The sequence below is a fragment of the Lysobacter enzymogenes genome, from assembly GCF_900106525.1.
Lineage (GTDB): Bacteria > Pseudomonadota > Gammaproteobacteria > Xanthomonadales > Xanthomonadaceae > Lysobacter > Lysobacter enzymogenes.
This window is the reverse complement of sequence record NZ_FNOG01000002.1, coordinates 640,582-653,370: the sequence shown is the minus strand read 5'-3', so window position 1 is coordinate 653,370 and position 12,789 is coordinate 640,582. Positions and strand designations below refer to the sequence as shown.

Below are 12,789 nucleotides of genomic sequence, written 5' to 3'. Positions count from 1 at the left end.
GCTGGATGCGGGGGCGCATGGGAAGCTGTCGGCGCGCGCCAGGAGGGCACGCCGACGCTTCAGTCGCCCTCCCGGAACGCCGCGTTCCCGCCGGGTCAGGGCTGTCATCGCACTGACCCGAAACCGCCATGCGGCTGTCGCTGCGCCGGCTCAGGCTGCGCGGCATACCGCCGCCCCTCGATGCGACGACACCGATGCTGCACTTCGAACGCCGATTGGAAGAACGCTTTCCGCAATGGTTCCGCGGACGCCGGGCCGCGCTGACCCGACCCCTGATCCGAACCATCGGCCGCTGGTCGAAATTCGACCACATCGACCAATTTCTCGGCGAAACCCGCCACCTGCGCGATTTCGACTTCGTCACCGCTTCGCTGGATTTCGTCCAGGCGCGGTATCTGGTCGATCAGGCCGAACTGCAGCGCATTCCGCGCAGCGGGCGCCTGCTGATCGTCGCCAACCATCCCTCCGGCGCGGTCGACGCGCTGGCCCTGCTCGATGCGGTCGGCCAGGTGCGGCGCGACGTGAAGATCGTCGCCAACGACCTGCTGCTGGCCCTGGACGGCTTGCAGGGCCTGCTGCTGCCGGTGCGCATTCTCGGCGGCCGGCCCAGCGCCGAAAGCCTGCACGCGATCGAAGCGGCGTTGAACGAAGAACAATGCGTGATCGTGTTCCCGGCCGGCGAAGTCGCCCGGCTGGGCCTGCGCGGGGTCACCGACGGGCGCTGGCAGCGCGGTTTCCTGCGCTTCGCCCGCAAGACCGACGCGCCGGTGCTGCCGGTGCGGATCGAGGCGCGCAATTCGGCGTTGTTCTACGGCGCCTCGGCCCTGTTCAAGCCGGCCGGCACCGCCTTGCTGGCGCGCGAGATGTTCGCCCGCCGCGCGCGCCGGATCGCGCTGCGCATCGGCCGGCCGCTGCATCTGCCGGCGCAGGGCGAGTCCCAGCACCTGCTGCGCGAGATCCGCTCCGAGCTGTACGCGATCGGCACCGCGCGCGAGCGCGCCGCGCCGGTCGGCCCGGAGCCGTTGATCGATCCGGTCGATCCGGAGCACGTGCGCGCCGGGGTCGAGGCGATGGATTCGCTGGGCCGGACCACCGACGGCAAGCAGATCCGGGTCGGCACCCTGCGCCCGGGTTCGCCGCTGCTGCGCGAGATCGGCCGTCTGCGCGAGTCGACCTTCCGCGCGGTCGGCGAGGGCACCGGCCAGCGCCTGGACGTGGACATCTACGACAGCTGGTACGAGCACATCGTGCTGTGGGACGAGGCCGAGGCGAGGATCGCCGGCGCCTACCGCATCGCGCGCGGCAGCCGGGTGATCGCCGAGCGCGGCCTGGCCGGCCTCTACACCGCGTCCTTGTTCCGCTACGCCGACGACATGGTGCCGCGGCTGGCGCAGGGCATGGAGCTCGGGCGCAGCTTCGTCGCGCCGGAATACTGGAACAGCCGCAGCATCGATTATCTGTGGCAGGGCATCGGCGCCTACCTGATCCGCAATCCCGGCGTGCGCTACCTGTTCGGCCCGGTCTCGATCAGCTCGGCGCTGCCGGCCGACGCGCGCGAGCAGATCGTCGCCTACTACGCGCGCTACTACGGCAACCTGGATTCCGACGCGTTCTCCAAGCAGCCGTTCGTGTACCGCGCCGCGCCGCCGCAGTTCGACGAACTCGACGCCGCCACTGCGTTCCGCGTGCTCAAGGACAACCTCGACGCGCTCGGCAGCTCGGTGCCGATGCTCTACAAGCAGTACACCGACCTGTGCGAGCCCGGCGGCGCGCGCTTCCTCGCCTTCGGCGTGGACCCCGCCTTCAGCGACGCGGTCGATGGCCTGATCGAAGTGGACCTGCAGCAGCTACGGCCGAAGAAGCGCGAGCGCTATCTCGGCGGCGCGCGCGCGGCCGCCCCGGCCCAGGCCCACGCGCCGGACACCTGACCCCGCCCACGAGACCGTGCCATGAGCCCCGCCTCGATCGTGCCGTTGCCGTTACGCCGCCGCGCCGTCTTCGTCTCCGACGTGCATCTGGGCTCCAAGCACTGCCATGCGGCGGAGTTCGCCGACTTCCTGCAGGGGCTGCGCTGCGACAAGCTCTACCTGGTCGGCGACATCGTCGACCTGTGGTGGATGGCGCAGCGGCGCGCGGCCTGGGGCTCGGCGCAGTACCGGGTGGTCGAGGCGCTGCACGCGCTGGCCCGCGCCGGCACCGAGCTGATCTACGTGCCGGGCAACCACGACCGCTCGATCCGCCGCTTCTGCGGGCTGACCTTGCCGCGCATGCAGGTGCGCCGCCGCGCCATCCACCTCACCGCCGACGGCCGCCGCCTGCTGGTGACCCACGGCGACGACTACGACGCGATCACCCAGTTCGGCGGCATGCAGGAGAAGTTCGGCGACTGGCTGTACGACCGCATCCTCACCGGCAACAAGCTCACCAACCAGGTGCGGCGCCGGTTCGGCAAGCGCTATTGGTCGCTGGCCGATTTCCTCAAGCGCCAGAGCGGTGCGGCCGAGCGCTATATCTCGCGCTTCGTCCAGGCCGGGCTCGACGACGCGCGCAAGCGCGGGCTCGACGGCATCGTCTGCGGGCATATCCACCGCGCCTCGCTGTTCGAGCGCGAGGGCTGCGTCTACGCCAACGACGGCGACTGGGTCGAGAGCCTGACCGCGCTGGTCGAGGACACCGACGGCACCTTGCGCCTGGTGACCCACACCGGCGAAACCCGCGCCGTGCTGCCGCCGCGCGCGCCCAGGGCGCTGCCGCGCGAGGTCGGGATGCCGCACGCGGCGTGAGGCGTGGCAGGGCCTTCGGGCCCGATGCCTTCCTTGCCGAAGCGCTGTATGGCGACCTGAGCCGAAAGCGTCGGGGCTGAAGCCCCTCCCACAACAAGCTGGGCCCGCTGCCCTTGTTATGGGCAGGTCTTACCTGTGGGAGGGCCTTCAGGCCCGACGCTTTTCGATCCGATCCGACGAAGCGATCCGAGCCGAGAGCATCGGAGCCCAAACCCCTCCCGCCTCAGCCGACCGACGCCCGCAACGCCGCCCGCGCCAGCAACCGGGTCGAATCCAGCGTCGGCAGCGCCGAATTGCCGTCGTCGATGATCAGCGGAATCTCGGTGCAGCCCAGCACCACCGCATCGCAACCTTGCGCCTTGAGGTCTTCGATCACGCCCTGGAAGTACGCGACGGTCTCGGGCTTGAACACGCCATAGACGAGCTCGTCCATGATCAGCCGCCCGATCCGCGCGCGCTGCTCGGCGCTGGGCCGCACGTAGTCCAGCCCCAGCGCCGCGAGCTGGCGCGGATACACCTCGCTCTCCACCAGCCACTGCGTGCCGGTCAGCCCGATCCGGCGCAAGCCGCGGGCGCGCGCCTCGTTCGCCACCACTTCGGCGATGTGCAGCCACGGCAGCGGCGAGCGCGGCCGCACGTAGTCCATCGCCTGGTGGATGGTGTTGTCTGGGCAGATCAGCAGCCTGGCGCCGGCGCGTTCGAGCTTGCGCGCCGAGGACAGCATCAGTTCGCCGACGCCGTCGAGGTCGCCGCGCTCCAGGCACGCGACGTAGTCGGCCAGCGAGTGGCCGTGCAGGGCGATCTCGGGGTGCGCATGCGGGCCGAGCAGGGCCGCGGCTTCGGCGCAAACGGTTCGATAGCACAGCGCCGCGCCTTCCGAAGAACAGGCGACGATGCCGAGCGGCAGGGCAGAGGACATGCGGGCTCCAAACGCGCGGCGGACGCCGCCTGCCGGCAACATGCGTGCGCCGGCGCGGTCGCGCAAGTGCGCGCGCGCGGCGCCGGCAACGAAAAACAAACACCTTGCGCGCGCCGGCCCCGCTAGCATTCCGCTAATGGATTCTCTGACTCAAATCGTGCTCGGCGCCGCGCTGAGCGCCGCCATCGCTCCTGCGCAACACCGCCGCGCGGCCCTGCTGGCCGGCGCGGCGCTGGGCACCTTGCCGGACCTGGACGTCATCCCGGTCAACCTGCTCACCGACGACCCGGTCGCGCGCATGACCTGGCACCGCAGCCTCAGCCATTCGCTGCTGGTGCTGCCGTTCGTGGCCTGGGCGATCTGGGGCTGGTGCCGCGGCCGCGGCGGGCGCGTGGCGCAATCGCCGCGGCGCTGGTTCTGGGCGATGCAGGCCGCGCTGCTGACCCATCCCCTGCTCGACGCCTTCACCGTCTACGGCACCCAGCTGTGGTGGCCGCTGCCGGCGCGGCCGACGATGTGGTCGAGCATCTTCATCATCGACCCGCTCTACACCGTGTGGCTGCTGATCGCTTGCGTCTGGGCCTGGTTCGCGCGCGCCTCGCGCAGCGCGCAGCCGGCGCTGGTGCTGGGCCTGGCCTTGAGCTCGCTGTACCTGGGCGGCTCGCTGTGGGCCAAGCAGCGGGTCGAGGCGGCCGCGCAGCCGGCACTGGCCGCGCTGGGGCTGGAGAACGCGCCGCGCTTCTCGGTGCCGATGCCGTTCACCACCGCGCTGTGGCGGGTGGTAGCGATGACCCCGGACGGCTACGTCGAAGGCGAGCGCTCGCTGATCGCCGACCGCGGGCCGATGCACTTCCGCCTGTATCCCTCCGACGCGCTGGCCTATTCGCAGGTCAGCGGCTATCCGGCGGTGCACCGGCTGCAATGGTTCAACCACGGCTTCATGAAGGCCGAGGAGCGCGACGGCCGGCTGGTGCTGAGCGACCTGCGCATGGGCATGGAGCCGGACTACAACTTCCGCTTCGCCGTGGCCCGGCGCGAGGGCGAGCAATGGCGCGAGATCGCGCCGGAGCAATTGCGCTGGCCGTGGCAGGCGACCGAGCGGCTGCCGGCGATGTGGCAGCGGATCTGGCGCGAACCGGCGCCGGTGCCGGTGGCGCAGACGGTCGCCGACGTGCGCCGGCTGCAGCGGGCCACGGCGCTGCGCGCGCGCGGCGGCGAGCCGCTCGGCGCGCACCGCGAGCCTGAACCGATGCGCTGAGCGCGCATGCGATGTGGCGGGCGAGGACCGCCGGGCCATGCCGGCGGTCATGCAAATCTGCATAATCGGCGCGCCGCGGCCCCGGACGGCCGCGCTTCCGACTCCTCCGAGGTAGACCATGTCCCTGTCCCCGCGCCGGATCGCGCTCGCGGCCGTCGTCGTCCTCGCGCTCTGCCTCGGCGGCTGCGCCACCTTCATCCGCGGCTCGACCCAGTCGCTGACCATCGACAGCCTGCCCGGCGGCGCCACCGTGTCGCTGTCCAACGGCGAGCGCTGCGCCACGCCGTGCGTGCTCAAGCTCAAGCGCAAGCACCCGGTCGCGGTGGAGCTGTGCAAGCCCGGCTACCGCCAGGCCCAGACCCTGGTGCGCAGCGAACTGGGCAGCGCCGGCGCGGTGCGCATGGCCGGCAACGCGCTGATCGGCGGCCTGATCGGGGTCGGCGTGGACGCGGCCAGCGGCGCGGCCAAGGACCTCAGCCCGAACATGTTGGCGGTGCTGCTGGTGGAAGAGTCGCCCGGTTGCACCGCGCCGCAGTTTCCGGCCGTGCCCGAGGACGGACAGACGCCGGAAGAATATGCGCGGACCAAGAAGAAGGCGGCGGCGAAGTAACTTCGTATCGGCGCGACGGCGGCCGCACGGACAAACTGTGACGTGCATTGCATGAAGCGCGCGGCTGTGGCTTGATACCGCGGCGGCTGGGGAGCCGCCGGGCCACGCCCGTATTTCTACAAGGCCCGCTCTACAGGGCTGCATTTCTACAGGGGGCTTCACATGCGTCACATGTCTCGCCGGCTCGCGCCGGCGATCGGTATCGTTTTGTCTCTCGCCGTCACCGGCTGCGCCACCATCACCCGCGGTTCGACCCAGGCGCTGACCATCGACAGCGCGCCGCTGGGCGCGACCGCGTCGCTGTCCAACGGCGAGCGCTGCACCACGCCGTGCACGCTCAAGCTCAAGCGCAAGCATCCGTTGACGGTGGAAGTGTGCAAGGCCGGCTACCAGCCGGTGGTGACCCAGGTGCTCAGCCAGATCGCCGGCGCGGGCGCGGCCGGCATGGCCGGCAATGTGCTGGTCGGCGGCCTGATCGGCGTGGGCGTGGACGCGGCCACCGGCGCGACCAAGGACCTGACGCCCAATCCGCTGTCGGTAACCCTGGTCGCCGGCGAGCCCGGCTGCGTCGCGCCTAGTTTCCCCGGCGTGCCCGACGGCGGGCAGACCCCGGCGGAGTACGCGGCCCAGGGCAAGAAGAAGGACAAGGGCAGCAAGGCCGGCAAGGTCGAGAAAGCCGAGGCCAAGCAGGACGAGGCGAAGAAGGCCGAAGCCAAGCAGGCCGACGTGGCCGAAACCGCCGCCGCTGCCGCGCCTGCGGCTGCCGGCGAAGGCTGATCGAGCCTGCGCACGCCGGGTCGCACGACCCGGCCCGGGACGCCGCGCGCAAGCCGGCGTCCTGTCGTTCTGATCCGTTCCAATACCGATAGGCGCCGCGCGCGAAGCCGCCGCCGCGCCGCTCAGGCCGCCGCCGACAACTCCGGCGCCACGCCGGCCACCAAGGCGTCGAAGTAATCGCGGGTCAGCCGCAACTGCTGCTCGGCCGATTCGGCGCGGTTGACCACGGCGCGGAAGGCGGCGTTTTCAGGGCGGTCCTTGGCGTACCAGCCCAGGTGCTTGCGCGCGATGCGCACGCCGGAGACTTCGCCGTAGAACGCATGCAGGTGTTCGAGGTGGCCGAGCAGGATCGCGCGCACTTCCGCCAGCGGCGGCGCGGGCAGTTCCTCGCCGTGTTCGAGGAAGTGGGCGATCTCGCGGAAGATCCACGGCCGTCCCTGCGCCGCGCGCCCGACCATGACCGCGTCGCAGCCGGTGTGGGCGAGCACGGCCGCGGCCTTGCGCGGCGAATCGATGTCGCCGTTGGCGATCACCGGAATCGACAGCTGCGCCTTGATCGCGGCGATGGTGTCGTACTCGGCGCTGCCGGTGTATTGCTGGTCGCGGGTGCGCCCGTGCACGGCCAGCGCGGCGATGCCGGATTGTTCGGCGATGCGCGCGATCAGCGGCGCGTTGCGTTGATCGTGGTCCCAGCCGGTGCGGATCTTGAGCGTGACCGGCACGTCCACCGCCGCGACCACCGACTCCAGGATCCGCGCCACCAGTTCCGGCTCGCGCATCAGCGCCGAACCGGCCCAGGCGTTGCAGACCTTCTTGGCCGGGCAGCCCATGTTGATGTCGACGATCTGCGCGCCGTGGTCGACGTTGTAGCGCGCCGCCTCGGCCATGACCTGCGGCACCGTGCCGGCGATCTGCACGCTGATCGGGTCCGGCTCGCCGGCGTGGTCCATGCGGTGGCGCGACTTGGCCGTGGACCAGAAGCGCGGATCGCTGGTGGTCATCTCCGACACGCACAGCCCGGCGCCCAGGCGCTTGCACAGCACCCGGAACGGTTTGTCGGTGACGCCCGCCATCGGAGCGAGGACCACCCGGGGGGCGAGGGTGTGGGAGCCGATGCGCATGGCGCGCATTGTAAGCCACCCGGCCGCGACGGGCCGGGGGCGGGCGCCGGGCGCGCCGGCGCGGGCGGACGCCGGCTCAGGGCCCCGAGGTGTCTTCCACCTTCAGCGACGGCCCGTTTTCCTTGACCGAGGCGATGCCGCCCTCGCGGCCGCTGGCGTCCTTGTACATCTGGCTGTTGCCGATGGCCTGGCCGTTGCTCGCGTCGAGCAGGAAGTACAGGCGGCCGTCGGCGGCCTGCTTGCGCACGTAGCGCGCGTCGATCTGGCTGTTCTTGCGCACCGACTCGATCCCCTCCAGCGCCGAGACTTTCTGCTTGTAGCTCTCGCTGCTGAGGATCACCTGGCCGTTGCCGGCCTTGAGCACGAAGTGGTACTGCCCGTTGCTCTGCTTGCTGATGACGTACTTGCCTGCCATGTCCGTTCCCCTCCTAGGCGCCGCCATCGCGGCGGTGATGATGTTGCTGGGCACGCGCATAGGCGTACACGTCCTTAGAACGGCGTTGTGAAGCCGGACCGGACGCGGGGGCGGGGATGCGCGGGCGCAACAAATGTTTCGGCGGCGGAAAGCTATGCGCGAAAGCGGACAAATTCCGCGGTTTTTGTGGGAGGGCCTACAGGCCCGAGGCTTTTGTTCCAGATCGCGGCGATCCGAGCGAAAGGCCTCGGGCCTGAAGGCCCTCCCACAAGAGCAGGGCCTCGCCGGGGCAGCGGGCGAGCGGCGGGCTCAGCGCCCGCGCCGGCGTCGCCAGAACAGGAAACCGGTGACGAGCAGGAACGGCGGCATCAACCCGGTCAGTGCGATCAGCACCTGCCACACCCGCCCGCCGACGAAGCCGCCATGCAGCGGATAGATCGCCTCATAGGCGCGCGCGCCGGGGCCTTGCCGGGTCGAATCCAGAGTGCGCAGCACCGCGCCGCGATACGGATCGATCCACACCATGCTGCGCCCGACCGGGTGCCACTCGCCGACGGCGCGCGCGCGGATCGTGACCAGGCCGCTGTCCTTCTTCGGCAGGCCGATGCGGCGCAGTTGCGCGCCGGCCATCGGCCCGCCCGGCGCCACCGCCGCGTCGGCCGCGCGCAGCACGGCGGCCCAGTCGAGCGCGGCATCGGCGCGCGCGGCGAGTGTCGGCGGCTTGGGCGGCTTGGCTTCGGAAAGCGCCGCGCGCAACGCGCTGCGCGCGACTTCGTCGTAGACCATCGCGGTGCCGGTGAGCGAGGCCAGCAGGGTCAGCGGCAACAGCCACAGGCCGATGCCGCGGTGCCAGCTCAGCCAGCGCCGCGTCGGCGGGCCGCGATACCACTTCAGGCTCGCCGCCAGCGCCGACCAGCGCGGCCACCACAGGTACAGGCCGCTGAGCAGCATGAACACCGCGCCGATGCCGACGGCGCCGAGCACCTGCTCGCCGTTCTTGCCGGCCAACAGATGCGTATGCCAATCGCGCAGCCACAGGATCAGGTCGTTGCCGGTGTTGCGGGTCAGCAGCAGCTCGCCGCTGGCCGGGTCGAAATAGCGCCGCTCGTTGTTGGGGAAATAGCCCTGCCACACCGGGAACTGATCCGAGGGCAGATCCAGCGAGGTCATGCCCTGGCCCTGCCAGTGCGCGACGATCCGCGCCAGCGCCTGCGCGCGTTGCGCCGGGGCGACGTCGGCGTCGCGCTGCAACTGCGGATACGCCCACAGGCCCAGCTCGCGCTGGAAGCTCAGCACCGTGCCCGACAGCGCGACCAGCGCGAACACCGTGCCCAGGCTCAGGCCCAGCCACAGGTGCAGCCCCTTCAACGCCGCGCGCATGCGGCGCGGCTTGGGTTTAGGCGGTACGGCAGGGGCCTGGCTGATGTTCATGGCTCGGCGCGCGGTGGGGACGGGATCAGAAGCGGTGCGACCAGCTCAGGTTGAACACGCGACCGCGTCCGGCCACATAGGTGTCGTTGCGCGGCGTGCTCTGCGAGTAGTAGGTGATGTACTGCTCGTCGAACAGGTTCTCGATGCCGACGTTGAGCTGGCCCAGCGGCAGCTTGAAGCGGCCTTGCAGGTCGACCGTGGTGTAGCCGTCGGCGCTGGCCACGCGCACGCCCTTGGCGTCGAAGTCGCGGTCGATCGCGTGGCTGCCCTGCAGGCGGGTCGAGAAGCGATCGTTCCAGGTCTGGTCCCAGAACGCGGTGACCCGGTCGGGGCTGATGTTGACGCCGGGCAGGTCGCTGTCGACGCGGTCATCGCCGTCGCTGTCGTAGCGGCCCTTGCCGCGCGCATAGCCCATGCCGACGCGGCCGGCGTCGGAGAACTGGAACGCGATGTTGCCCTCGAGGCCGCGGATTTCGGTGCGCTCGCGCACGACGAAATAGCTCTGGGTGTTGCGGTCGAACTGCAGGCGCGAGCCGAGGTCGGAATCGGACCAATACGCGGCCAGATGCGCCAGCCAGCGGCCGTTGTCGAAGTCCACGCCGATTTCGCGGTTGTCCGACACCACCGGCGACAGGTCGACCAGCTTGTCCACGCTCTGGTTCGGCGTGGTGATGCCGCGCAGCACGCGGCCGATGTCGGCCACGGTGTAGCCCTCCGAATAGGAGGCGTAGAACTTCAGCGAATCGGTGGCCTCGAACACGATGCCGTAGTTGGGCAGGGTCTCGCGGGTCTTGGGCGTGCCGCCGCGGACGAAGCGGCTGCCGCCGGCGTTGGCCGGAATGGTGGTGAAATCGCCGACCTTGAGCTCGCCGCGCTCGTGGCGCACGCCGGCGGTCAGCATGATCTTGTCGGCCACCCACCACTCGGCCTGCACGAACGGCGACCAGGATTCGTATTGGGTTTCCGGCACCCACTTGAGCTTGGCCGCGACCAGTTCCTGGTAGGTCTTGTCGCGGTTCCAGTCCAGGCCGAAGGTCGCGCGCAGGCGCTGGCCGAACAGGTTGTCGCGCGACCAGCTGAACTTGCCGCCGATCTTTTCCGAGACGTTCTGCGACTGGTCCCACCAGTGCAGGTCGCGGCCGTCGCGCCAGAAGTCTTCCCAGTCGGTGGCGCCGTACAGGCCCTTGAAGTCGACCCAGAACAGCTGCGCGTTGAGGTAGCCGCCGGCCAGCGACTTGTCGGTGTAGTCCAGCACCAGCGAGGTCGAGCGGTTCTGCGCGCCGCGGCCCTCGCGGCTGCCGCGCGCGGAGGTCGCGAGCTTGCCGGTGCGGATGTCGCCGTTGACGGTGATGTAGTCGTTGTTGCCGCGCAATTCGTAACGGTTGGCGGTCAGTTGCAGGCGCTTGTCTGCGTCGATGTCCCAGCCGGCCTTGGCGAACAGGTTGTAGCTGCGCGCGTCCATCAGGTCGCCCTGGATGTCGTTGACCGCGATCGCGCGGCCGTTGCCATCGTAGAACAGGCCTTCGCTAGCGTAGGAAGCGCCGCCGACGAAATCAACGTCGCCGCTGCGAGTGCCGAACACGTAGGAAGCGCGGTAGCCGACGCTGTCGCTTTGGTTCGGCAGCGCGCTGCTGACGCCGATGTTGACGTCCTGGAAGACCGCGCCGTCCTCGCGCGGAGCGCGCTTGGTGATGATGTTGATGATGCCGCCCGAGGCGCCCAGGCCCTGCAGCGCATTGGCGCCGTGGATGACCTCGATGCGCTCGATCATCGCCGGATCGATGGTGTGGCCGTCGCGGCCGCCTTCGCGCAGCGGGGTGGACTGCGGCACGCCGTCGACCAGGTACAGCGGCTTGCGCCCGCGCAGGGTTTCGCCGGCGTTGGTCAGCTTCTGCCGCGAGGGCGAGAACGAGGGGATCAGGTTGGCGAGGATCTGCGACACGTCCTGGGTCACCGCCAGCTGCTGCTTGAGCTGCTCGGCGTCGATCACGGTGATGGTGTTGGCCAGCGCCGCTTCCGAATTGGGCATGCGGCTGGTGCTGGCCGAGACGGTGACGCGATCGAGATCCTTGGCCTCCTCGGCCTGGACGACGGGCGCGACGAGGACGGCCAGCACGGCGCTGGCGAGAAGCTGGGGACGGAGCATGGGGACGGGCGGCCTGAGAACTGCGACAGGGCTCGCATGTTAATGCGAACCATTCTCAGATCAAGGCTTGCCGACGAAGTGGGGTAGGGGCTAAGGCCCGATCCGGCGAAAAACACCAGTTGTTTCAGGTCTTTAGCTCTTCGACGAATGGATGGGAAAACTTTCCGGCACCCGGGGGCTTCCGACGCGATCGGCCACCCCGCAGTCGCGGCTTGCGCCGCTCCTACAGGTAGATCGCGCGGTGGCCGCAGCCCCTGTAGGAGCGGCGCAAGCCGCGACCGCGACAACTCACCTGCGACGAAACGTCCGGCACAAGCGACAAGCCGTACCCGGCCCGGTCGCTCAGCCGAACCGCGCCCGCACTTCGGCGTCGCGCGGCATCGCCGAAGCGGCGCCGGTGCGCTCGGTGGACAGACCGGCGAAGCGCACCGCGTAGCGCACGTGTTCGACGAACGCGGCGCCCGGCGCGCGCGCCAGCGCGGCGGCCAGCGCGCCGTTGAAGGCATCGCCGGCGCCGGTGGTGTCGATCGCTTTCACCGCCGCGGCGTCGACGCGATAGAACGCTTGCGCATCGCCGCGCAGGGCGGCGTCGGCGTGCGAGACGAAGCAGCCCGACTTGCCCAGGGTGATGACCACGCTGCCGTGCGCCAGCAACAGCCGGCAGTGCGCGTGCAGCGTCGCCTCGTCGAGGCCGGCCAGCGCGTCGGGATCCAGCGCCGCGCCGCCGCGCCGGCGCAATTGCGCGCAGAACTCGGTTTCGTTGGGCGTGGCCACGTCGGTCAGCGCCCACAGCGCGTCGCTGGCGACGGCGTCGGCCGGGGCCGGGTTGAGCAGGGTCGATCCGCCGGCATCGCGCGCGCGCGCGAACGCGGCGACCGCCGATTCGTCCGGCGTTTCCAACTGCGCCAGCGCCACCTGCGCCGCATCCAGCGCGGCCGCGTGTTCGCCGACGAAGGCCGGCGACAGCTCGGCGTTGGCGCCGGGGCCGATCACGATGGTGTTGCGGCCTTCGCCGTCGACGTAGATGCCGGCGGTGCCGGTCGGCTGCGCGCTTTGCAGCGCGCGCAGGTCGATGCCGTCGCCGGCGGCGAGCGCGCGTGCCAGTTGGCCGCCGGCGTCGTCGCCCAGCGCGCACACGAACGCGGTCGCCGCGCCCGCGCGCGCCGCCGCGGTGGCCTGGTTGAAGCCCTTGCCGCCGGGACCGGTGTGGTAGGTGCCGGCCAGGGTCTCGCCCGGGCGCGGCAGCGCGGCCAGCGCCCAGACATGGTCGACGTTGAACGAGCCGACGACGACGACGCGGCCCGCGGCCGAAGCAGTGGAATCGCTCAT

General features: G+C 70.6%; 12 protein-coding genes and 1 pseudogene. 5 read left to right on the top strand and 8 right to left on the bottom strand.

All coding sequences use genetic code 11. The features are described from left to right. The first annotated feature begins 194 nt into the window (after positions 1–194). Together olsF and BLU84_RS07010 are read left to right on the top strand one after the other, a co-directional pair. Positions 195–1,928, top strand: a complete 1,734-nt coding sequence (olsF, locus tag BLU84_RS07015) for a bifunctional ornithine lipid synthase OlsF (protein ID WP_170849115.1) — start codon at positions 195–197, stop codon at positions 1,926–1,928. A gap of 21 nt (positions 1,929–1,949) precedes the next feature. After that, positions 1,950–2,783 (top strand): UDP-2,3-diacylglucosamine diphosphatase, encoded by an 834-nt coding sequence (locus BLU84_RS07010; RefSeq protein ID WP_074864378.1) that lies wholly within the window; start codon positions 1,950–1,952, stop codon positions 2,781–2,783. A gap of 14 nt (positions 2,784–2,797) precedes the next feature. On the opposite strand, the pseudogene BLU84_RS28350 reads toward BLU84_RS07010, so the two are convergent. Beyond that, positions 2,798–2,875: pseudogene (locus BLU84_RS28350) on the bottom strand (DUF6053 domain-containing protein); the annotation flags it as partial. Between the two features lie 131 nt (positions 2,876–3,006). Then, complete coding sequence (locus tag BLU84_RS07005; protein ID WP_074864377.1) at positions 3,007–3,702, bottom strand: aspartate/glutamate racemase family protein; 696 nt, start codon at positions 3,700–3,702, stop codon at positions 3,007–3,009. 136 nt (positions 3,703–3,838) lie between these two features. On the opposite strand from BLU84_RS07005, the gene BLU84_RS07000 reads away from it, so the two are divergent. The 3 genes from BLU84_RS07000 (at position 3,839) to BLU84_RS27460 (ending at position 6,347) form a co-directional block, all read left to right on the top strand. Then, entirely contained in the window at positions 3,839–4,960 is a 1,122-nt protein-coding gene (locus BLU84_RS07000; protein WP_083382382.1) for a metal-dependent hydrolase, read from the top strand. Between the two features lie 118 nt (positions 4,961–5,078). Next, on the top strand, positions 5,079–5,570 hold the full coding sequence (locus BLU84_RS06995; protein ID WP_074864376.1) for a PEGA domain-containing protein: 492 nt from the start codon (positions 5,079–5,081) through the stop codon (positions 5,568–5,570). A gap of 162 nt (positions 5,571–5,732) precedes the next feature. Beyond that, on the top strand, positions 5,733–6,347 hold the full coding sequence (locus BLU84_RS27460) for a PEGA domain-containing protein (protein ID WP_211664510.1): 615 nt from the start codon (positions 5,733–5,735) through the stop codon (positions 6,345–6,347). A 122-nt stretch (positions 6,348–6,469) separates the two neighbouring features. Here BLU84_RS27460 and dusB read toward each other — a convergent pair whose 3' ends face one another. From dusB to BLU84_RS06965, 6 genes are all read right to left on the bottom strand, one after another. Further along, a complete protein-coding gene (gene dusB, locus BLU84_RS06985; RefSeq protein ID WP_074864372.1) occupies positions 6,470–7,468 on the bottom strand; it encodes a tRNA dihydrouridine synthase DusB in 999 nt (332 codons plus the stop codon). Between the two features lie 76 nt (positions 7,469–7,544). Further along, a complete protein-coding gene (locus BLU84_RS06980) occupies positions 7,545–7,883 on the bottom strand; it encodes a YegP family protein (RefSeq protein ID WP_074864370.1) in 339 nt (112 codons plus the stop codon). Between the two features lie 152 nt (positions 7,884–8,035). Beyond that, a complete protein-coding gene (locus BLU84_RS28345) occupies positions 8,036–8,152 on the bottom strand; it encodes a DUF6053 domain-containing protein (RefSeq protein ID WP_425479333.1) in 117 nt (38 codons plus the stop codon). A 40-nt stretch (positions 8,153–8,192) separates the two neighbouring features. Then, complete coding sequence (locus BLU84_RS06975; protein WP_074864368.1) at positions 8,193–9,314, bottom strand: PepSY-associated TM helix domain-containing protein; 1,122 nt, start codon at positions 9,312–9,314, stop codon at positions 8,193–8,195. Positions 9,315–9,339: 25 nt separating this feature from the next. Then, entirely contained in the window at positions 9,340–11,460 is a 2,121-nt protein-coding gene (locus BLU84_RS06970; RefSeq protein ID WP_074864366.1) for a TonB-dependent receptor, read from the bottom strand. A 342-nt stretch (positions 11,461–11,802) separates the two neighbouring features. Then, complete coding sequence (locus tag BLU84_RS06965; RefSeq protein WP_074864364.1) at positions 11,803–12,789, bottom strand: ribokinase; 987 nt, start codon at positions 12,787–12,789, stop codon at positions 11,803–11,805.